The organism is Caballeronia sp. J97 (assembly GCF_905220305.1).
In the GTDB taxonomy this organism is placed as follows: Bacteria; Pseudomonadota; Gammaproteobacteria; order Burkholderiales; family Burkholderiaceae; genus Caballeronia.
Genome location: NZ_CAJMZL010000014.1, coordinates 130,509 through 151,141 on the forward strand (window position 1 = coordinate 130,509; position 20,633 = coordinate 151,141).

The following is a 20,633-nucleotide window of genomic DNA, read 5'->3' on the forward strand; positions in this document are numbered from 1 at the left end:
GATTCGTGCTCTACGAACAACTCACTTTTCCGCAGGCTCGCTACGACTCGGCATGTCCCGGCCCATCGCTACGGGAGTCTCGACTGTTCCGGGGCACCCGTCCGCGAATTCGGTTACAGGAAACAATTGGATCAGGAAGGTCGAACTGTTGCGATGTGCCCGTGCATATCGCATGGGCCGGGGCAAAGACTTTCTGGAAATCATCACCTGAGTGATGAGACGAGACTTCGATGTACGCGCGCTCCTTTATTCCTCCACAGCGGTCGGTATCTGACCGGGGTTAGTTCTTCATGCGAACAGCGCCTGAATTTCCGAGTACGGCAACGGCCGGTCGTCGAGCGCCTCGGAACGACCGTGCGCCAAAAACTCTGCCGCCAAAGCCTTCGCGCGGCCGAGCACGACCTGCGAGATGACGCTGCCCGCACTGAGCCGGCGAACCCCGAGTTTCCCGAGCGTCACGGCATCGGTGAGGCCGGGGAATGCCATGACGTTCAGCGGCAGGCGGATGCCGTCCACGATCGTCTCGATGTCCGACGGCTGCACGAGCGCCGGAACGAAGAGACCATCCGCGCCTGCCGATGCATACACATTGCCGCGAGCAATCGCCTCCTGTGGCTGCTTTGCTTTTTCGACGAGGTTCGCAAGGAACGCGTCGCTGCGCGCGTTGACGAACACATCCATGCCGGCTCGTAGAAGCGCGTCCTTGATCGCCTCGATCTTCGCGGCAAGAAGCGATGGCGCGTCCGCACCGTCTTCGATGTTGATACCGGCAATACCCAGATCCGCCAGCTGCATCACATGGTCCGCGACGATTGCGGGATCGTCGGAATAGCCGTTCTCGACATCGACGGACAAGGGCACTTCGAGGACGCGCACGATACGTCGAACCGAAGCCGCGACCTCATCGAACGGAAGCTTTCGACCATCGGCGTAGCCCAGTGCCCACGCAAAGCCCGCGCTTGTCGTGGCGATCGCGGGTGCGCCTTGCGCCTCGATGAGACGTGCGCTGCCGGCATCCCAGGCATTGGGCAACAGAAGCGGTATCGAACGGGTGTGCAACTGACGGAACGTGCTTGTTTTGGACATGATGGCTTTCTCCGATTTCAAATGAGCGGGAATTCAGGCCGCTACCGCGCGCTTGGAACCCGCGAACGATGCGATGCGGCGCGTCGCAAGCCCCGACACCACGATCGCGATGACGACCGGAATGGCTGCGAGGTAACCCAGGTCGTGGCTGCCGGTCAGCGGGATGACGACGGCGCCGAGCGTACCGGCGATCGACACGCCCACATACGTTGCCGACGTGTTGAGGCCGACGAGCACCGCGGTCATCGGCGGATTCAGGCTTGCGAGGCGGAATTGCTGCGGCACCAGCACGCCCCACGCAGCCGCACCCCAGATCGTCACGGCGATGGCCGCGCTCCAGAGGTGCGCGCTGGTGATCGGCATGGTGACGATGACGAGTGCGACGATGGCCAGCTTGATCAGCACGACCCTGTGCGAACCGATCCGGTCGAGAATGCGTCCCGTCAGCAGGTTCGAGAACGTTCCGGCCAGCCCCCACAGCACCAGCAGTCCGCCGAGCACCATGGCGCCATGGCCGGTCGCACGGTCGAACACGACGGAGAAGTAGCTGAAGATGATGAAGGTGCCGGTCTGAGCGAGCACGGTCGTGGCGAGCGTGAGTCCGACGCGCGAATCGGTCAGCGGCGACAGACGCTCGCGCAGCGAGATGGCCGGCGGCAGCGGCACCTCGGGCATGAACGCCAGGATGCCGAAGAATGCGGCCGCTCCGAGCGCGGCAACGAGAACCAGGGTCCAGTGCCAGCCGGCGAGCCCGCCGATGACCGCGCCGATGGGCGAGCCCAGGGCGGTAGCAGTGGTCAGACCTGCGACGATGATCGACAACGCATAGCCGCGCCGCTCCGGCGGCACGAGCGCCGCGCCGGTGCCGCTGGCCGTCGGCGAAAACATCGCTGCGCCGAGGCCCGCCAGAGCGCGCGTGGCCAATGCGATGCCGAGGTTCGGCGCCACGATGGTCCCGAGATTGGCAAGCACGAAAAGACCGATTCCGCTGAGCAGCAGGCGCTTGCGCCCGACGTTCGCGGCGAGCGCGGCGATGGTCGGGCCCAGCAGCGCGTAGCTCAGCGCATAGACGCTGATCAACTGCCCCGCCGCACCGATGCTCACGCCAAACGAATGGGCGATTTCAGGCAGGATGCCCGCGAAAACGAAGCTATCGGTTCCCAGCGCGAACATACCGAGTGCAAGTGTGAGTAGACGGCGATCCATTTGAACCTCTCTGGAAGGATGGCGAATTACGTTGCGTGACGAAACTATAGGGAAGCGAACCGGATCGCACTACCGGCCGGAAGTGGGAAGCTGTTCGTCGCGAATCGGCGAAGCGCGCGCTATTCATTCCCGGCCACTTGCTGCTGCGGCGCATCCCATCCGCCTCCCAGCGAGCGGAACGTCCTCACCGCGGCGCGTGCGGCGTCCGCCCTTGTTGCATCGAGATCGGCACGCGAATCGAGAAGTTGCCGGTCGGCGTCGAGTACGTCGGTGAGCGTGATCGAACCTGCGCGATACGCTTTCTCCGACAGGTCCCGCGCTTTCGTCAAGGCATCGACTTCCTGCTGAATCTCTTGCGCGCGAATCTCCGTTTGCGAGAGCGCCATGAAAGCGTTTTCCACATCCTCGGCCGCCTTGAGCGCCGCTTCCCGATACTGCGCCAGCGCCTCCGCGTACGAACCTCGCGCGTTTCGGACCTCGGCGTCCACCTTGCCGAAATCGAACAGGCGCCATCGCAGCGCGCCTGTTCCGACCGCCTGGAACGCCTTCGCACTGAGGAAGCGACTGGCCGACAGGCTGTCGAATCCGAGCGCGCCGGAGAGCGAAATCTTCGGGTAATACTCGGCCAGCGCCACGCCGATCGCTTCGTTGGACGCCGCCAGATGCCGCTCGGCCGCGATGATGTCGGGGCGTCGCCGCAAGACATCGACCGGCGTATCGCCGCTCCCGATCGCCGGCACGCCAGGAATCGCCCCGGCATGCGCGCCGAGTTCCGCCGCATAGGTGCCGGGCTGCGCGCCGAGAAGCACGTCGAGCCGATTCAACTGCGCTTCGAGTGCGATCCGGAGGCTCGGCACGGCGGCACGCGCCTGGCGCAACAACGCTTCGGCCTGAGCGACTTCGCGTTCGTCGGATGCACCGGCGCGCTTGCGCGCTTTCACGAGCTCCAGCAGACGCGCGTCCGTGTTCACCTGATCCTGCGTGACGGCAAGCTGCGCTTGCAGACCGCGGATTTGCAGGTAGGCGTCGGCGGCATCGGCGGCGACGGTGACGCGGGTTCCGAGTTGCTCGGCCTCCGCGGCCTGCTCTTCGTCCGTGGCGGCCGCATGCGCGCGCCTGAGGCCGCCTGCGAGATCGATTTCCCAGCTTGCCGTTGCGCCCGCCACATACTCCTTCTGATCGCGGCTGTAGTTCGGAAACGCGCTCGCGATCGCACCGAGCGGACTCTCCACACTCTGGTGTTGCACCGAATACGACGCACCGGCATCGACTGTTGGCAGCAACCGGGCGCCGGCCGCCTGAGCCGCCGCCCGCGCCTGCGCGACGCGCGCGATCGAAGCCTGAATGCTCAGGTTCTGCGCCAGCGCGCGCTGCACCACCGTGACCAGCTCCGGATCGTCGAATCCGGTCCACCAGTCGTCGATGCGCGGCGCAGGCAGCGTGGTTTGCCGCTGCGCAACTTGCTGCGCGTTATGAAACGGCGCCATCTGGGTTTCGGGCGCGACATAGTTCGGCCCGACCGCGCACGCCGCGAGGAATGCACTGACGAACAGACCGCCTGCAAGTGCTTTGGAAGTCCTGGCCATGAGCTTGTTCATTTTGCTTCTCCACTGCTGAGCTTGCGCGGCAGGGCGCGCACGTCCCGAATAACGAGTTTGCGAACGAAGGCATAGAACGCCGGCGTGAAGGCGAGGCCGAACAGCGTCACGCCGAGCATGCCGAAGAAGACTGTCGTGCCGAGCGATTGCCGCATCTCCGAGCCCGCGCCGCTCGCGATGGCGAGCGGCGCCACGCCTGCGATGAAGGCCAGCGACGTCATCAGAATCGGCCGCAGGCGCACGTGAGCTGCGTGAGTGGCGGCGTCCTCCGCGCTGGCGCCGTCTTCCTCCTGACGCTGTTTGGCAAACTCCACGATCAGAATCGCGTTCTTGGCCGCAAGCCCCACGAGCACCACGAAGCCGATCTGCGCAAGAATGTCGATCGGCATGCCTCGCACGTTCAAACCGATCGATGCTGCGAGCAGACACATCGGCACGATGAGCACGATCGCGAGCGGCGTCTTCCAGCTCTCGTACTGCGCAGCCAGCACGAGGAACACGAACAGCGCGGATGCGGCGAAGATCACGAGCGGCGACATGGTCTGTTCCTTCTGCTGATGAGCCAGATCGGTCCATTCGTAGGCGATGCCGTTCGGCAGCACTTGCTGAGCGATCTGTTCCATGCGTTCGATCGCATCGCCGGAGGAGAGGCCCGGGCCTGCCGCGCCCATGATTTCGGCTGCGGGATACATGTTGTAGCGGGGCACGCGATACGGCTGCGTGTCGTTGTGGAACGTCGCCACGCTGCTGATCGGCACCATGTCGCCCGCCGCGTTGCGCACCTTGAGCCTGCCGATGTCTTCCGGTGTCCGGCGAAACGCTTCATCGCCCTGAACGCGGACCTGATACGTGCGTCCCATGAAGTTGAAGTCGTTGACGTACTGCGAGCCGAGGTAAAGCTCCATCGTCGAAAAGACGTCCGTTGGCGTGAGTCCGATCTTCTGCGCCTTGAGACGGTCGACGTCCGCATAGACCGACGGCGCGCCTGCGTCGTAGAGCGTGAACACGCCGCCGAACGTCTTGTCCTTGTTGGCTGCGGCCACGAGTGCGTGCGCTGCGTCGGCGAGCGCTTGCGGACCCAGTCCGCCGCGATCTTCGAGCATCAGCTTGAAGCCGCCCGCCGCGCCCAGCCCCTGCACGGGCGGCGGATTCACGACGACGACGACTGCGTCCTTGACCACGGCCACGCGCTTGCGCAGTTCGACCAGCATCGACGCCGCATTGACGCCGGGTACATGTTTGTCGTACAGCGATGGCAGGCCGTAGAACAGCGTGCCGACGTTGGGTGCGATCGTGCCGGTCGTGACGTCGAAGCCGGACACGGGCGACGTATGCGTGACGCCCTTGAGTCCGGGCGTATCGAGCACGATCTCGTTGATCTCGCGAATCACCTTGTCGGTACGCTCCAGACTCGAGCCGGGAGGAAGAAACGCGATCACCGCCTGATAGCCGATGTCCTGTTCCGGAATGAATCCCGTGGGCATTCTCGACATCTGCAGACCGGTCGCCGCGATCAGGCCGGCATAGACGAGCAGCATCACGGTCGTCGCGCGTACGGCGCGGCCGGTGACCTTTCCGTATTTCGACGACAGCCATTCGAAGGACGCGTTGAAGCGCCCGAAAACCGCATGATGCAAGCGACCCGATGCGGTGGAGCTACCGTGCGTCCTCTCCATCTCGTGCGGCTTGAGCAGCACCGCACAGAGCGCCGGGCTGAGCGTGAGCGACACGAAGCAAGAAATGACGGTGGACGCCGCGATGGTGATCGCAAACTGCTTGAAGAACAGTCCCGAGATGCCCGACATCAACGCAGTCGGCCCGAACACGGCACACAACGTGAGCGCGATCGCGATGATGGCGGTCGAGACTTCGTTCATCGTTTGATGCGCGGCCTCGCGTGGCGTCATGCCGAGCGCCATGTTCCGCTCGACGTTCTCGACCACTACGATGGCATCGTCCACGACGATCCCGACGGCCAGCACCAGTCCGAACAAGGACAGGTTATTGACCGATGCACCGAACAGCGAGAGGACGGTGAACGTTCCGACCAGCGACACCGGAATCGCGACGACCGGAATGATCGTCGCGCGCCAGTTCTGCAGGAACAGATACACGACGCCGACGACCAGCAGGATCGCGATGCCGATCGTCTTGGCGACTTCATGAATGGACTGCGACACAAACGTGGTCGGGTCGTAGATCTTCATGTAGTCGATGCCGGGCGGAAAGCTCTTTTTCAGCTCGGCCATCCTGGCCCAGACGTCGTGCTCGACTTGTACGACATTGGCGTCCGGCGTCGCGATCACGAACCACGGCGTGGCCGCGTACCGGTCGGCGTACGCCTTCGAACCGTAGTCCACCGATCCGAGTTCCACCCGGCCGATATCGCGAATCCGCGTGACGCGTCCCTGCGAATCGGACTTCACGATCACGTCGCCGAATTGCTCCGGCGTGCTCAATCGGCCGAGCGCCTCGACGTTGATCTGATACGCGCCCGTGCCTTGGTTCGAGACGGGCGGCTGATTCAGGACCCCGGCGGACACGGCGGCGTTCTGTGCGCGAAGCGCGGCGAGTATTTCACTCGCGCTGATGTTGTACGAAGCGGCCTTGTCGGGATCGATCCAGATTCGCATCGCGTACTGACGCTCGCCGAACAACTGGAAGTCCGATACGCCCGGCAAGCGCGCGATCTGGTCGCGAACCTTCAGCATGTAGTTCGACAGATACTCCGGACTTCGCGAACCATCCGGCGAATAGACGTGAACGCCGAGCAGCAGCGCCTGAATCGTCTTCTTCACTTGCACGCCTTGCAATTGCACGTCGGCGGGCAGGCGCGAGAGCGTGTCTTCCACCCGGCTGCGTGTCAGAAGCAGCGCGGTGTCGGGATTCGTGCCGACCTTGAAGATCACCGTGATCGTCAATTGGCCGTTGCCGGTCGACTGGCTCGAAATGTAGTCCATGTTCTCGACGCCGTTGATCGACTGTTCGAGCGGCGTCGCAACGGTGCGAGCGATCGTATCGGCCGATGCGCCCGGATACGATGTCGTGATTTGAATCGTCGTCGGAACGATGTTCGGATACTGCGCCACCGGAAGCTTGATCATCGTCGCGAGACCGATGAGCACCACGAATATGTTGAGCACCGCGGCAAAGCGCGGATGCTCGATGAAGAAGTGCGTGAGTTTCATGATTTCGCTCCGTCGACCACTTGTTCCGCAGAGAACCGGATGTTGCCGGCGCGAGGCGAGATCTTCGAACCGGGGTGCACAGCGGCAATACCGTCGATCACCACACGGTCGGTCGGCGCGAGTCCGGAACGGATCACGCGCAGGCCGCCGCGAAGGTCGCCGGTCTGGACCTTTCTCGGCGTGGCCACGTCGTCCGGACCCACCACGTACACGATGTGGTCCGTTTGATCGTCGAGCACGGCGGCATCGGGCACGAGCAGCGCCGGTTGCGGCGCAGTCGTCGCCAGCCGCACGCGAGCGAAGCCGCCGGGCGTCAACGACAGATCGCGATTCGGAATCGTGGCGCGTGCGTGGATGGTCCCGCTCGAACGGTCGAGTGCGTTGTCGATGAAATCGAGCTTGCCCGTGCGTGTGAATCCGCTGTCGCCGGTAGGCGAGATGTTGACGGTGTCGGCCAGCGGCCCTTGCCGGTCTGCACGCGAACGCTGGAACACGGCATAGTCGTTTTCGCTGATGTCGAAATCCAGATAGACCGGATCGAGCGAAACGATCGTGGCGAGCAGCGTCGTCGGCCCGCTGCCGGCGCGGCTGCCGGATACCAGATTGCCGGTCGACACGAGATGCGTGCCGATGCGGCCGGTGAACGGCGCCGCGATCCTGCAGCGATCCAGGTCGAAGCGCGCATCGCGAACCAGCGCGATCGCGCGATCCACTGCCGCCTGCGCGGCGCGCTGCTCGGCCACTCGCTGATCGACGTTCTCGACGGTTCCCGCTTCCGAGCGTTGCAGTTCCTGCGCACGGGCCAACTGGCGCGTGGCGAGCGCGAGCCGCGCGTCGGCGGCTTCGAGTTCGGCCGTCGCCTCGCTGAGCTTGATCCGATACGGTTCCGGGTCGATCTCGAAGAGCAGATCGCCCTGATGAACGATGTCACCGTCCTTGAAGCGGATCTGCGTCAGCGTACCGCCCACCTGTGCGCGCAGTTCGACACGATTCACCGCTGAAAACTGTCCGAGAAACCCGAGGCGGTCTTCTATGTCGCGTTGCAACGGAGCGCTGATCGTGACCGACGGCGGCGCCGGTACGACAACCGGCGCCGCGCCGGACCCATGGAGGTGAAACGCCGCCGCAGCCACGGCCACGATCATCGCGCCGGCAATGCCTTTGCCGATCCATCGAACCGGACGCGACTCCGCCGGAATGTCTGGAGCCACGGCTTCCATCTCGGCCTGATCAAATTTGTTTTCCATTGCAATCCTAAATAACTCAGGTTATCGGCCGAAGATCGATGCTCGTGCCTTCGCGCCCATTGGTGTTGATCCTGGTCGTCCCGACAGCGGACAACGGGGCTCTTCAGTGTGTGGCGTCGATCCCGGCCGACTTCGGGGTGACGACAGCCGTTTAAGTTTCGTGACGCAACTATAGGCAAGGCCGTCGCGTCACGGTACGGGCCGAAACCGGGAAACTCTTCCCTGAAAACCGGTTAAGTTGCGTCATGAAACTTGAGTTAGCATCTGTGCACCATGTATAGAAAACGCTTTGACGGAATGGATTGTTCGATCGCTCGCGCCCTCGATGAAGTGGGCGAGTGGTGGACGCTGCTGATCGTGCGCGAGTGCACGCAGGGCAGCCGGCGCTTCGACGAGTTTCAGAGCGGGCTGGGTATCGCCCGAAATGTTCTGACGGCACGGCTCGAGCGCTTGATCGAACTGGATATCCTCGAACGCTTCCCGGTGGCGGAACGCGCGAATACGTTCGGTTATCGTCTGACTTCTAAAGGCGCGGATTTATACCCGGTGCTGGTCGCGCTGATGCAATGGGGCGACAAATGGCTCAGGCCGAACGGAAAGCCGCCCATCGAACTGGTCGAGGATGCGAACGGAAGGCCGGTCGAGACACTGAAGGTTCGCGGCACGGACGGACAGCCGCTGGGCTACCGCGACGTCCGCTTTGCCGCCGGCCCCGGCGCGACGAAGAAAACGCGGGATGTCATCGAGAATCGCAATGAGCGGGTGCTGGGCGACCCGGCCGAGGAATCGTGAGCGTTGGCGGTCGGGACTCAGCGCCGCTTCTGCCTGCCGAATCGGGACAGCGATTCCCTGAGTCTCGGAGCAGCGAAGTCGATGAAATGCCGCAGCTTGATCGCCATGAGATTTCTCGATACATGAACCAGATGAACGGGTACGGGATCGATCTCGAATTGCGGCAGAAGTATTTCGAGTTGTCCGCTACGGAGCGCTTCATCGGCGTCGTGCTCGAACACGTAGGTGAAGCCTGCGTCATCCGCGGCGGCGCTGACTGCCGCGTCGGGCGAGGTGACTTCGAGCCGGGGCTTCACTTCCAGCAGGTAGACCTTTTGAGTCGACGGAAGCCGAAAGCGCCACGGCGACAGATACGGGCTGTTGAAGACCACGCATGCATGCTTCAGCAGTTCGTCGGGTTCGCGCGGAGGCGTGATTTTGGTGAGGAAGCCCGGACTCGCGCACACGATCGGACGCAAAGAGCCGATGCGCGTCGCGATCATGTTGCTGTCCGGCAGCTCGCCGATCCGCACGGCGAGATCCGCGTGCGAATCGATCAGGTCGATGTTTCGGTCGGAGAGAAGGAGTCGAACCGTAATATCCGGGTAATGAGCGAGGAACCGGTTGATGACCGGCAACACGTGCAGGCGGCCAAGCTGCACGGGCGCGGTGACGACCAGTTCGCCTCGCGCGGTCGAAAACTCGCCTGTGGCTTCGTGTTCCTGTTCACGCACGAGTTCGAGAATGCGTCGCGCGGCTGCGACGTAAGTCATGCCTGCATCGGTCAACGTGAGCTTGCGCGTGGTTCGTATGAGCAGCCGGGTTCCGAGCAACGCCTCGAGGTCGGCTACCTTGCGGGTGAGCGTACTGACCGGGATCTTCAACTCGCGAGCCGCCGCCGACAGGCTTCCGCTGTCCACGGCAGTCACCAGCATTTCCATGGCTTCCAGTCGGTCCACAGCGCTTGCTCACGCAGAATTTCGTCGCAGTATTGTAGGTGAAGTGGCCCGCAGCGGCGCAACTGCGTCCGCATCTGTTTCTGGAGATTCCCCATGTATGCACAAGCTATCGCGCAATGCATCGAGGCCGTTCGATCGATGGAGACATATCTGGACAAGGCCGAGCGCTTCGCGAACGCGAAGAAATTCGATGTCGCCGTGCTGCTGTCGACCCGGCTCGCGCCCGACATGGGCGGGTTGCTCTATCAGATACAAAGCGCCTGCGACTATCTCAAGGGTGGGGCCGCGTGGCTGTCGGGACAGGAGCCTCCGCGACATGAAGACAACGAACAAACGCTGGGCGAAGCGCGTGCGCGCCTGCGCAAGACGATCGACTTCGCCGAAAGCGTGACAGCCGGGCAATACGCCGACGCGGCCGATCGGATCGTGAAGGTGTCGTGGGTGCCCGGAAAGCTGACCGGCGAAAACTACCTGCTGCAGATCGTGATTCCGAATATCTACTTCCATGTCGCAATGGCTTACGCGATCTTGCGCACGAATGGTGTCGACCTCGTGAAGAAGGACTTCATCGGGCCCGTCGATTCGTTCGATGCTTGATGGCCGGGACAACGCGAGTCCAGGGGCGCAGCCGGAACCGAATCGTCGCGCGACCGCGTGTGGATATCGCCTTGCGGTCATTCAGCAGGCTCGACGACTCAAACGGAACTCCGATCATTCGCCTTCACCAGCGTCTAACCGAACTTGAAGGTGCATGCGCGCATCCGACGAGTGAAACGCCACTACGTCGCTTGTCATCGATTACTTTCATCATGGTCTCGTGTTTATGCGGCCTCTTGGAGGCGCCGGCACTTCGAAGCCAGAAGTATCGTCAAAGAGTCGCCTCGAAGAACCATAAATCCTTTAATTCAGACCGAAGAATATTTGTGCGGTCCGATAGCTTTTCTGACCCATTGCGAAAAGCGCCAGCGATAGCGACTACCGGGGAACTCTCCTGTGTCATAAAATCAATCATGGACATTCGTTATGTGCAGAGTTTCGTCGCCGTGGTGGAGAGTGGTTCCATCGCCGAAGCAGCGCGACGCCTTGGGCTGACGGCGACAGCCGTTGCCGCGCGAATTCGCTCGCTCGAAGAAAGCCTCGGAACGACGTTGATTCAACGCGCAGGGCGCAACGTTGGACCGACGGCGGAAGGCGTGAAAGTGCTGGACAGCGCGCATGCACTGCTTCGTGCCGTCCGGGATATGCAGGCCATGGCGCAAGATGGCCAAATGCAGATAGGCGAACTGAGAGTCGGCGTGTTCCAGTCGGCGATGGTCAGCGTCTTGCCGTCCGTCTTGCAGCGCGTCTACGCCTCGTATCCCGATCTGAAGATTTTCGTCGACACGGGAAGCTCGATCGATCTCTGCAAGAAAGTCTGTTCTGGGGAGCTCGACGTCGCCATCGTCGTCGAGCCTCAATTCGCGATGCCCAAAACATGCGAATGGCACCCACTGACTGAAGAACCACTCATTGTGGTGGCGCCTGTATCGATGGCCGGGCGAGACGCACATGAGCTGCTGACGTCCGAGCCCTTCGTTCGATACGCCCGTTCCGTCCTCGGCGGCCAATTGGCAGATCGCTATTTGCGCGACAACGATCTGCACCCGAGGCAGCGACTCGAAATTGACGGATTGCTCGCAATCGCGACGCTCGTTCACAAGCGGCTCGGCGTATCGTTGGTGCCCGATTGGCCTTCGTTGTGGACGAGCGGCCTGGCCATTACTCGCATTTCACTTCCCGAACGCGCACCGGTACGTCGTATCGGGCTCGCTATCGCGCGGCACTCGCCTCGGTTTGCGTTAGTGAAGTTATTCTCAGAGGCCGCGGCGACCGCGTTCAACCGACCTCACGACGACATGCCATCGTGAGGTCGGTATAACCGCGAGAAGTCTTGGAACTGCGCGAGACTTCGACCCCGCGAGGTCCGAGGCGTCTTGCATTGCCTCGGACCTGCTTGCTCACGCAGAGGGGTTGTCCTTCTGAAGACTGGCCGCCCGCAGGAAATCGAAGTCCACCCCTTCGTCTGCCTGCGTCACTGTTTGCAAGAAGAGCTTGCGGTAACCGCGGTCGGCTGTCGGCCGAACAATCGGCGTATCCTCTGCGCGTTGCTTGAGTTCTTCGTCGGAGATAAGCAGCGACACCTCTCGATTCGATACGCTGAGACGAATTCGGTCGCCGTTTCGAACGTATGCCAACGTTCCACCGGCGGCTGCCTCGGGTGTAACGTGCAAGACAATCGTGCCGAACGCAGTTCCGCTCATTCGGCCGTCGGAGATGCGGACCATGTCTTTCACGCCGGCCCGTGCGAGCTTTCGGGGGATCGGAATGTATCCGGCCTCCGGCATTCCCGGCGCACCTACTGGCCCGATGTTCTTGAGCACCAGGACGTCGTCAGCGTTCACATCCAATGCTTCGTCGTCAATGCGGTTGATAAGATCTTCGACATTCTCGAACACGACCGCACGGCCCTCGTGTTCCATCAACTTTGCGTCAGCTGCGGATTGTTTGATGATTGCGCCGCCCGGCGCGAGATTGCCACGGAGAACCGCCAATCCACCCTGCGGATAGATAGGTTGCGACATCGGGCGCACCACGTCTTGCCTGAAACCGGGGCCACTCGCCTCAATCTGCTCGCCGAGCGTGTGACCGCTTACGGTCAGTGCGTCGAGATGCAGCAAGGGCTTCAATTCACGCAGCAAAGTGGCGACTCCACCCGCCTTGTGAAAGTCCTCCATATAGTGCTGACCGGTCGGCTTCAGGTCGAGCAAGACTGGGGTTTCCTTCCCCATCCGGTCGAGTGCGTCGAGGTCGATCTTATGACCGAGACGACCGGCTACTGCGCTGAGATGCACGATAGCGTTGGTCGATCCACCAATAGCCAGCAGCACGCGCATCGCGTTCTCGAATGCCTCTGGCGTAAGAATTTTGTCGATGGTCAGTCGTTCACTGGCTAGTTTGACAGCGGTCGTGCCTGTTTGCTCCGCGACCCGGATTCGGTCGGCCGTAACCGCGGGCGGGGTCGCTGCGCCAGGAACAGTCATGCCCAGGGCTTCGGCAATACACGCCATCGTGCTAGCCGTACCCATGACCGAGCACGTTCCCACGCTCGCCACGAGTTGGTTATTGACGTCGTTGATCTCTTCCTGGTCGATTTCGTTTGCACGAAACTTGCCCCAGTAGCGGCGACAGTCCGTACATGCGCCAACGCGCTCGCTTCGATGAGACCCTGTGAGCATCGCACCGGTGACGAGCTGGATGGCGGGAATGCCGGCAGAAGCGGCGCCCATCAGTTGCGCCGGCACGGTCTTGTCGCACCCGCCAATGAGCACGACTGCATCCATCGGTTGCGCACGAATCATCTCCTCCGTGTCCATCGACATCAGATTTCGCAGATACATCGATGTGGGCGAAGAGAAGCTCTCGTGAATCGAGATGGTCGGAAAGTCGACCGGCAAGCCACCCGCCAGCATGACACCACGCTTCACCGCCTCGACGAGTTGCGGCATGTTTCCGTGGCATGCATTGAAGCCACTGCCGGTATTCACGATTCCGATGACGGGGCGGTCAAGGGCCTGGTCGGTGTAGCCAGCACCTTTGATGAATGCTTTCCGAAGGAACAGCGAGAACCCTTGATCACCGTATGAGGTCAGTCCACGCTTCATGCCAGTCGTTTCTGCGGGGGTCTGCGGTACAACTTTTTTTTCAGCCATGACTTTCTCCAAAATTTGCACTTGCTTGCTGGCGCCCACTTCATTACGTGCGCTGTGGAAAGTTTGCGCACTATGGCGAACTGACGTTCAACGTTCAACGATCGACCACGACGCTTTGCAGCCAACCTGCATCCGTCACCGGTTCACCACCTTTGCTGGAAGGAACGCCAGAATCAGTATTGCCGAGAGTGTCAGACATCCTGCGACGAGGTACAAGCCTGAGGTCAAGGAATGCGTCTCGGTTTTGAGCCAGCCCATCACCGAAGGACTTACAAATCCGGCTAGATTGCCCGTCGAATTGATGAGTGCGATACCCGCTGCCGCAGCGGTGCCGCCGAGGAACGAGGTGGGCAGTGCCCAGAACATCGGTAGTGCCGAAATGATGCCCGCCGCAGCGAGTGACAGGCCAATCATTGCTGGCAACAACTGGTTGCCGCTAACGGCGCAGACACAGAACCCAAGCGCTGCTACGAGCGCGGGAGCGCTAACGTGCCAGCGCCGCTCGCGCTTACGATCCGCACTACGACCGACCAGAATCATGGAGATAAGAGCGCAGGTGTACGGTATCACGGTGAGCAACCCGACCGTCAGCGGATTGTTCACGCCGGAAGCCTTGATGATGGTCGGCTGCCAGAAGCCGATTGCATAGGAACCCATAACGATTCCGAAAAGGATGAGACACAGCAGCCAAACCCAACCGGAGGAGAATGCGTCCTTGACCGAGCCATGCGTGCGCCTGGCCGCGTCGCCGTTGATTTCCTGCATGATCTGCGCTTTCTCTTCTTCACTGAGCCAGTTCGCATCTTTCACATGGTCGTCCAGGAAGAAATAGACGGTGATCCCAAGCGCGATCGCCGGTACGGCCTCGATAACGAAGAGCCACTGCCATCCGGCATGACCCAGCAGTCCGGCGAAAGAATGCATGATCAGGCCCGAGAGAGGGCCGCCCAGCATTCCTGAGACAGGATTGCCCGCAGTGAGAACGGCCATCATCTTTCCGCGACGGTGAGACGGAAACCAATAAGTCAGGTACAAAATCATCCCCGGATAGAATCCTGCTTCGGCAACGCCAAGCAGGAAACGGACAACGTAAAACATCGTCGGGGTTGTGACCCACGCAGTTGCAAGCGAGAGAATCGCCCAGGTCACCATAATGCGGGCGATCCAGCGGCGCGCACCGACGCGGTGAAGCAAAAGGTTGCTGGGAACTTCGAAGAAAAAGTAGCCGACGAAGAACAGGCCAGCCCCCAGACCGTAGACAGCCTCGCTGAAGTTCAGGTCGTTCAGCATCTGGAGCTTTGCAAACCCTACGTTCACGCGGTCCAGATAAGCGACAACGTAGCAGACAAACAGAAGCGGCATGAAGCGCCAGGCCGCCTTTCGAAACGTAGCATCCGCGGAGGCGCGATTAGCGTCCACAGACATTGCGGGGTGTGAGAACATCGTTGTCTCCTGATTTATCGTCGTACCTTGAGCGTTCGACGACGGCATGCCGCCCCTCGTGCTTTGGGAGCGCTCAGCCTGCACTGTTGACTTTCAGATTTCGGTGAATCGCTCGGACCGGACCGCAGTCAGGCAGTAGGGCGCTGCCTCTGACAATCCATGGTTGGAATATGCAGGAGCGCCTTCTGGCAATGAAGGAGAGGGCGTGTAGTTCAGAACGAAAAAATTTTATGGTCTGCTGTTCACACGTTTGATGTAAAAGATATGAGGATAGGGCTCGCCGGTGCGATTGCGGTCCGCATAACTTTGCATCGGCTTCATTTGCTTCACCGAGCAGTCACCCGCCCGATGCGGGCAATGCTCGCGAGAAACCACGCCAGCGTTATCCCCTTCTTCATCCGTGTACCGCTGAAAGCGGCCGGTGCCGTTTGAAATCGAGCCGCTTGAATGTCTCTTGCCTGGATCGAACGATGACGAAATTCCTTATCTCCTTCCCCGGATCGGCGATGAACATCGCCGACGAAGACATGGCCGCGGTCAGCGAAGCGGCTCACGCCGTCATAAGAGAGGCGAAGAATGCCGGCGTCTATGTGTTCGGCGGCGGTATCAATGGGGACGTCGCGCCGCTGATGGTCGCCGCCGACGGCACCGTCACGAACGAGACCTACCCGCAGACCAGGGAGTTCGACGGCGGCTTCTGTGTCCTGGAACTGCCGTCGCGCGAAGCCGCCGTCCTATGGGCCGCGAAGATCGCCGAAGCCTGCCGCTGCTCGCAGGAACTCCGCGAGTTCGGATACGACCCGGAGAGCTGACCGGCGAGGTCACAGCCCGAGGCGAACGAGGAGGTTGTGAAGCGCCGTCCGAGGACTGTGAGGGCGCGCCCGTCGGTCTTCGGCGGGGCCCGGCCATTTGCAGCCATTCGCCAGCACCGTGACTCAACCATTCAAGCGACTGCCTCGCGGAGGACAGAAGCCTTTTGACGCCGACAAGTGTTCGACTTGACATCGCGGGATGCATTTTTCGATCACTCGACAAGCTATCGCGCGTCCCCGCATTAAAGTTTTCGGGTGATCTTCCGTTATCTCATTGTCGGCGCGCCCTGAAGGGCGGCAGCCTGTGCTCACTCCGAACACTAAGAATACGCCATGAAACTTGTATCGAAGCTCGCGCTGCTCGCTTTTCCCGTACTCGCTGCGTGTGGCGGCGGGAATGACGACCAGACTTGCGTCTCCGACCTCAATACTCTGCAGAAGTCTTGCGTCGCTAACACCTCCCATGCGTTGCCGGAAGGCATCTGGTACGGCTCGGTGAATTCGTCGCAGTCGGTTGCGGCGCAGACTATCGTTCTCGAGACCGGTCAGTACTACAGCATCTTTACAAACGGCGGCTCGTTCGTCTGGCTGATCGAGGGCATCATGACGGCAACCGACGGCGCATTCACCGATTCGGCGACGGTCGGCTTCCACACTCTTGGCGCGATTCGCGCCGGCTCCCTGTCCGGCAACTTCTCTACGAAGAGCACGCTAGCAGCGACTACGAGCCTTTACGTCGCCCCGGATACGACCGCCACGAGCTTTAACGGCAACTACAACGCGACGTACGATACGCCGATCGCCATCAGCGATGTCGCGCGCTCGTGGACCAGCGAGTCGGGCGTCACGCCGATCTCGACGATTACGTTCGCCACCGACGGCACGGCCACAGGCACGCAAAGTGCCTGTACGTTCACCGGCAGCTTCAAACCGCGATCGACCGGCAAGCATCTGCTTGACGGCACGTTGACCTTTACTGGCGCCTTGTGTGCGCTCAACAACGTGTCGATGTCCGTCGAAGCGACCGTCATAAGCGGCCAGCTCACTATCGTCGGCGTGACCCCGCAACGGGACCAGACATTCTATTTGTCCGCACGGTGAGCGGCGACTCTGCTTCCATGGTCATTCCTTGTTCGGGGGAACGGTTCCGTCTACCGGGGATGGGCACGCGAAACGGGCGTTGACATACGCTCAGGTCGTGACGCTGGTCGCCGGCCTGCGGCCCGCGAATGCCTCGGCGAGACTGGCGAGCACGATGTGACCCATCGCCCTGCGGGTCTCGACCGTGGCGCTGCCGCGATGCGGCTGGAGGGTCACCTGCTCGATGTCGAAGAGGGCGGGCGGAACATGGGGCTCGTCCACGAAAACGTCCACGCCCGCGCCCGCAATGCGACCCGCTTCGAGCGCTTCGATCAGGTCCCGTTCGTTGACGAGCCTGCCGCGAGCGACGTTGATGAGATAGCCCGTCGGACCGAGCGCGTCGAGCACACGGGCATCGATGATGCCTTCGGCGTCGTCGGCCGATGCGGCGAGCACGAGTGCGTCGCTCGCGCGCGCGAGGTCTGCGAGATCATCGATGTAGGCGTACGGCGCATCCGGAACTTCGCGCAAGTCTGTATAGCTGACGGGACAGCCGAAGGCCGCCGCGCGCGTGGCGATTGCGCGGCCGACGCGTCCCAGCCCGACGATGCCGACGCGCATGCCGCTGAACCTGCGGGCAAGCGGCAAGCCGCTCTTGCCCCACTTGCCCTGACGAACGTAGCGATCGCCGGCGCAGAGACCGCGGCACGCGGCAATCAGGAGGCCGATCGCGAGGTCGGCGACGTCATCGGTCAGAACACCGGGTGTCGTCGACACATGAATGCCGCGAGCGCGGGCCTGTTCGAGATCGACGGCATCGGTCCCGATGCCGTTGACCGCCACCACTTCGAGCGCAGGCAACTTCTGCATCAAGGCTCTGTCGATGCCGGAGGCGCCGCCCGTCACGACGCCGCGAATCCGGCTGCCGACCGCGCGCAGGAAATCGTCCTTGTCATCCTGCTCGTAATAGCGATGCACGCGATAGGACGCGCACAGAGAAGCGTCGATGTCGGGAAGAACGGGATTGATCAGCAGGATGTCTGACATGATTAGATATGCATATTAATGTTTATACGGACGGCCGCGCATATCCGCACCGCTGCCGTCTTGTTCGGGGAATCAGGCGCGGTGGCCGATCTCGACTTCCTGGGCCGTCCATCCGCCGACGCGCTCGCTGAGCGTCAATCCCAGTCCGGGGCGTGTCGGCACGATCATGCGGCCGTCGCGCGTCTCGAGCTTTTCGTTGAACAGCGGTTCGAGCCACTCGAAGTGCTCGACCCACGGTTCGGTCGGATAGCAGGCGGCGAGATGCACGTGCAGTTCCATCGCGAAGTGAGGGCCCAGCATCAGGCCTGCGTGTTCGGCCAGTCCGGCGATCTTGAGGAAAGGGGTGATGCCGCCGACGCGCGGCGCATCCGGCATCAGATAGTCGGCTCCGCGCTGGCGGATGAACTCCCAATGCTCGGCGACGCTGGTAAGCATCTCGCCGGTGGCGATCGGCGTGTCGAACTGTGCGGCGAGCGCGGCATGACCTTCGGCGTCGTAGCAGTCGAGCGGCTCCTCGATCCACACCAGATTGAATTGCTCGAAGGTGCGGCACATGCGTTGCGCCGTCGGCCGGTCCCATTGCTGATTCGCGTCGACCATCAGCGGGAACGCGTCGCCCAGATGCTCGCGCACCGTTTCGACGCGATGAATGTCGAGCGCGCAGTCGGGCTGGCCGACTTTCAACTTGATGCCGCCGATGCCCTTTTCGCGCGAAGCATCGGTGTTGGTCAGCAACTGGTCGAGCGGTGTGTGGAGGAAGCCGCCGGAAGTGTTGTAGCAGCGCACGGAGTCGCGCTGCGAGCCGAGCAATTTGGCCAGCGACAGGTTCGCGCGTTTGGCCTTCAGATCCCACAGCGCGACGTCGAACGCGCCGATCGCCTGCACCGCCATGCCGCTGCGGCCCACCGACGCGCCCGCCCACGCGAGCTTGTTCCAGAGCTTGGCGATGTCGCTCGGATCTTCCCCGATCAGCGTCGGTGCGATTTCCCTGGCGTGCGCGAACTGGCCCGGACCGCCGGCGCGTTTCGAATAGCTGAAGCCCAGACCGCGATGGCCGTCGGACGTCTCGATTTCGACAAAGAGAATCGCGATTTCAGTCATCGGCTTTTGACGGCCGGTGAGCACCTTGGCGTCGCTGATCGGGTTCGCCAGTGGCAGAAAGGTGGAGGCGATCCTTATCCACGTGATGCAGCTGGTCGTGGCGGTCTCGGGCAGCGAGTTGATCATGTTCATGAACGGGTGTCCTGTCGGAAGCGAAGGGAAGCGGAGCTTCGAGCTCCAGGCGCATGACTCGATCATACAATGATTGCGCAATCATTCAAGCGAATTTGATTGCGCAATCACCGTGGTTTACACTGATACGGTGAGTGACAAACAGGAACCGGCATGGCTAAGAAGTCCGCACGCGAACCGTCTCCCGGGCTGTCGGATCAGGCGGCGAGCGTGACCTTGATCGATGTCGCCCGCGTGGCCGGCGTCGCGCCGATGACGGTTTCGCGAGCGTTGCATCGGCCCGAGCTCGTACGCAGCGACACCGCGAAAAAGGTGCTCGACGCCGTGAAAGCGACGGGCTACGTGCCGAACATGCTGGCGGGTGGATTGGCGAGCAACAGGAGCCGTCTGGTCGCCATTCTGCTGCCGACGATCGCCAACTCCATTTTTTCGGACACCGTGCAGGCACTGATGGACGGCTTGACCGCGTCGGGCTACCAGACATTGCTCGGGCTCACGGGTTATTCCACCTCGACCGAAGAGACGCTCGTGGAAGCGATCCTTGGCCGCCGCCCGGACGGCATCGTGCTCGCCGGAACGAATCACACCGACGCGACCATCGACCGGCTGACGAAAGCGAGGATTCCGGTCGTCGAGATATGGGATCTGACGGACGAGCCTATCGATATGGTCATCGGCTTCTCGCACGAGAAAGTCGGGGTCGAAGTGGCGCGGCATCTGCTCGGCAAGGGATATCGGCGATTCGGGGTCGTGTCGGTCGACGATCCGCGCGGGCTGCGCCGTTGCCGAAGCCTGATCGACGAATTGGCCCGCCACGGCAACACCGATGTGCCGTTCGAAGTGCTGCAGGCGCCGGCAACCTTGCAGCAAGGCCGGGAAGGGCTGAGCAGGATGATGGCTTCGGCACGCCCCGAAATCATCGTCTGCAGTTCCGACACTCTTGCGCAGGGCGTGCTCGCCGAGGCCGCGAGCCGCGGCCTGCAAGTGCCGCGCGACATCGCCGTGATGGGCTTCGGCGATCTGAGCACCGCCGCGCATGTCTATCCGTCCTTATCGACGGTTCGCGTGGACGGGGCGACGATCGGGCAGAACGCCGCCGCCGCATTGCTCGCCCGCTTTGCCGCCGAATCGGACACACACCCGGTCGCCGTGCGGCTGGATACCGGTTTTTCGATCGTCGATCGGCAAAGCGCGTGACGCGTGCTACACGCTGT

At 62.0% G+C, this 20,633-nt stretch carries 16 protein-coding genes; 6 read left to right on the plus strand and 10 right to left on the minus strand.

What is annotated here, in order from left to right; genetic code table 11:
- Nucleotides 1-288 precede the first annotated feature (288 nt).
- The 5 genes from U4Y90_RS19280 to U4Y90_RS19300 form a co-directional block, all read right to left on the minus strand.
- The gene (locus U4Y90_RS19280) at nucleotides 289-1,086 is read right to left on the minus strand and encodes an isocitrate lyase/phosphoenolpyruvate mutase family protein (RefSeq protein WP_321796856.1); all 798 of its coding nucleotides are present in this window, start codon (nucleotides 1,084-1,086) and stop codon (nucleotides 289-291) included.
- Nucleotides 1,087-1,119: 33 nt separating this feature from the next.
- Nucleotides 1,120-2,292, minus strand: coding sequence for an MFS transporter (locus tag U4Y90_RS19285; protein ID WP_321796857.1), 1,173 nt, complete (start codon nucleotides 2,290-2,292; stop codon nucleotides 1,120-1,122).
- Between the two features lie 119 nt (nucleotides 2,293-2,411).
- Nucleotides 2,412-3,890, minus strand: coding sequence for an efflux transporter outer membrane subunit (locus tag U4Y90_RS19290; protein WP_321796859.1), 1,479 nt, complete (start codon nucleotides 3,888-3,890; stop codon nucleotides 2,412-2,414).
- Nucleotides 3,887-7,078, minus strand: a complete 3,192-nt coding sequence (locus U4Y90_RS19295; protein ID WP_321796861.1) for an efflux RND transporter permease subunit — start codon at nucleotides 7,076-7,078, stop codon at nucleotides 3,887-3,889. Before U4Y90_RS19295 ends, U4Y90_RS19290 begins: the two co-directional genes overlap by 4 nt.
- Nucleotides 7,075-8,325 carry an efflux RND transporter periplasmic adaptor subunit gene (locus tag U4Y90_RS19300; RefSeq protein WP_321796862.1) on the minus strand — a complete coding sequence of 417 codons (1,251 nt, stop codon included), beginning with the start codon at nucleotides 8,323-8,325 and terminating at the stop codon, nucleotides 7,075-7,077. The genes U4Y90_RS19295 and U4Y90_RS19300 overlap by 4 nt, the downstream gene beginning before the upstream one ends.
- A 330-nt stretch (nucleotides 8,326-8,655) precedes the next feature.
- Here U4Y90_RS19300 and U4Y90_RS19305 point away from each other — a divergent pair, with 330 nt between their 5' ends.
- Nucleotides 8,656-9,117 (plus strand): helix-turn-helix domain-containing protein, encoded by a 462-nt coding sequence (locus U4Y90_RS19305; protein WP_321796863.1) that lies wholly within the window; start codon nucleotides 8,656-8,658, stop codon nucleotides 9,115-9,117.
- Between the two features lie 17 nt (nucleotides 9,118-9,134).
- Here the strand turns inward: U4Y90_RS19305 and U4Y90_RS19310 are convergent, their stop codons facing one another.
- Complete coding sequence (locus U4Y90_RS19310) at nucleotides 9,135-10,037, minus strand: LysR family transcriptional regulator (protein WP_321796864.1); 903 nt, start codon at nucleotides 10,035-10,037, stop codon at nucleotides 9,135-9,137.
- A 111-nt stretch (nucleotides 10,038-10,148) separates the two neighbouring features.
- Here U4Y90_RS19310 and U4Y90_RS19315 point away from each other — a divergent pair, with 111 nt between their 5' ends.
- Together U4Y90_RS19315 and U4Y90_RS19320 are read left to right on the plus strand one after the other, a co-directional pair.
- Entirely contained in the window at nucleotides 10,149-10,652 is a 504-nt protein-coding gene (locus tag U4Y90_RS19315) for a DUF1993 domain-containing protein (protein ID WP_321796865.1), read from the plus strand.
- A 413-nt stretch (nucleotides 10,653-11,065) separates the two neighbouring features.
- Nucleotides 11,066-11,962, plus strand: a complete 897-nt coding sequence (locus U4Y90_RS19320; RefSeq protein WP_321796866.1) for a LysR family transcriptional regulator — start codon at nucleotides 11,066-11,068, stop codon at nucleotides 11,960-11,962.
- 90 nt (nucleotides 11,963-12,052) lie between these two features.
- On the opposite strand, the gene U4Y90_RS19325 is transcribed toward U4Y90_RS19320, so the two are convergent.
- Nucleotides 12,053-13,804 carry an IlvD/Edd family dehydratase gene (locus tag U4Y90_RS19325; RefSeq protein ID WP_321796867.1) on the minus strand — a complete coding sequence of 584 codons (1,752 nt, stop codon included), beginning with the start codon at nucleotides 13,802-13,804 and terminating at the stop codon, nucleotides 12,053-12,055.
- A gap of 135 nt (nucleotides 13,805-13,939) precedes the next feature.
- Entirely contained in the window at nucleotides 13,940-15,247 is a 1,308-nt protein-coding gene (locus U4Y90_RS19330; protein ID WP_321796869.1) for an MFS transporter, read from the minus strand.
- Nucleotides 15,248-15,717: 470 nt separating this feature from the next.
- Here U4Y90_RS19330 and U4Y90_RS19335 point away from each other — a divergent pair, with 470 nt between their 5' ends.
- Both U4Y90_RS19335 and U4Y90_RS19340 read left to right on the plus strand, forming a co-directional pair.
- Nucleotides 15,718-16,059 carry a YciI family protein gene (locus U4Y90_RS19335; RefSeq protein ID WP_321796871.1) on the plus strand — a complete coding sequence of 114 codons (342 nt, stop codon included), beginning with the start codon at nucleotides 15,718-15,720 and terminating at the stop codon, nucleotides 16,057-16,059.
- A gap of 333 nt (nucleotides 16,060-16,392) precedes the next feature.
- Nucleotides 16,393-17,160: a hypothetical protein gene (locus U4Y90_RS19340; protein ID WP_321796873.1), complete on the plus strand. Its 768-nt coding sequence runs from the start codon at nucleotides 16,393-16,395 to the stop codon at nucleotides 17,158-17,160.
- 90 nt (nucleotides 17,161-17,250) lie between these two features.
- On the opposite strand, the gene U4Y90_RS19345 is transcribed toward U4Y90_RS19340, so the two are convergent.
- Both U4Y90_RS19345 and U4Y90_RS19350 read right to left on the minus strand, forming a co-directional pair.
- A complete protein-coding gene (locus tag U4Y90_RS19345; RefSeq protein ID WP_321796931.1) occupies nucleotides 17,251-18,189 on the minus strand; it encodes a 2-hydroxyacid dehydrogenase in 939 nt (312 codons plus the stop codon).
- Between the two features lie 69 nt (nucleotides 18,190-18,258).
- Nucleotides 18,259-19,413 (minus strand): L-talarate/galactarate dehydratase, encoded by a 1,155-nt coding sequence (locus U4Y90_RS19350; protein WP_415749384.1) that lies wholly within the window; start codon nucleotides 19,411-19,413, stop codon nucleotides 18,259-18,261.
- Nucleotides 19,414-19,572: 159 nt separating this feature from the next.
- Here U4Y90_RS19350 and U4Y90_RS19355 point away from each other — a divergent pair, with 159 nt between their 5' ends.
- Complete coding sequence (locus U4Y90_RS19355) at nucleotides 19,573-20,616, plus strand: LacI family DNA-binding transcriptional regulator (RefSeq protein ID WP_321796876.1); 1,044 nt, start codon at nucleotides 19,573-19,575, stop codon at nucleotides 20,614-20,616.
- Nucleotides 20,617-20,633 lie beyond the last annotated feature (17 nt).

Coding starts and splice junctions, on each gene's coding strand:
- U4Y90_RS19295 (WP_321796861.1), bottom strand. CDS start 7,078: ATGAAACTCACGCACTTCTTCATCGAGCATCCGCGCTTTGCCGCGGTG.
- U4Y90_RS19355 (WP_321796876.1), top strand. CDS start 19,573: ATGGCTAAGAAGTCCGCACGCGAACCGTCTCCCGGGCTGTCGGATCAG.
- U4Y90_RS19350 (WP_415749384.1), bottom strand. CDS start 19,413: ATGATCAACTCGCTGCCCGAGACCGCCACGACCAGCTGCATCACGTGG.
- U4Y90_RS19325 (WP_321796867.1), bottom strand. CDS start 13,804: ATGGCTGAAAAAAAAGTTGTACCGCAGACCCCCGCAGAAACGACTGGC.
- U4Y90_RS19320 (WP_321796866.1), top strand. CDS start 11,066: ATGGACATTCGTTATGTGCAGAGTTTCGTCGCCGTGGTGGAGAGTGGT.
- U4Y90_RS19280 (WP_321796856.1), bottom strand. CDS start 1,086: ATGTCCAAAACAAGCACGTTCCGTCAGTTGCACACCCGTTCGATACCG.
- U4Y90_RS19330 (WP_321796869.1), bottom strand. CDS start 15,247: ATGTTCTCACACCCCGCAATGTCTGTGGACGCTAATCGCGCCTCCGCG.
- U4Y90_RS19315 (WP_321796865.1), top strand. CDS start 10,149: ATGTATGCACAAGCTATCGCGCAATGCATCGAGGCCGTTCGATCGATG.
- U4Y90_RS19290 (WP_321796859.1), bottom strand. CDS start 3,890: ATGAACAAGCTCATGGCCAGGACTTCCAAAGCACTTGCAGGCGGTCTG.
- U4Y90_RS19340 (WP_321796873.1), top strand. CDS start 16,393: ATGAAACTTGTATCGAAGCTCGCGCTGCTCGCTTTTCCCGTACTCGCT.
- U4Y90_RS19310 (WP_321796864.1), bottom strand. CDS start 10,037: ATGGAAATGCTGGTGACTGCCGTGGACAGCGGAAGCCTGTCGGCGGCG.
- U4Y90_RS19285 (WP_321796857.1), bottom strand. CDS start 2,292: ATGGATCGCCGTCTACTCACACTTGCACTCGGTATGTTCGCGCTGGGA.
- U4Y90_RS19335 (WP_321796871.1), top strand. CDS start 15,718: ATGACGAAATTCCTTATCTCCTTCCCCGGATCGGCGATGAACATCGCC.
- U4Y90_RS19300 (WP_321796862.1), bottom strand. CDS start 8,325: ATGGAAAACAAATTTGATCAGGCCGAGATGGAAGCCGTGGCTCCAGAC.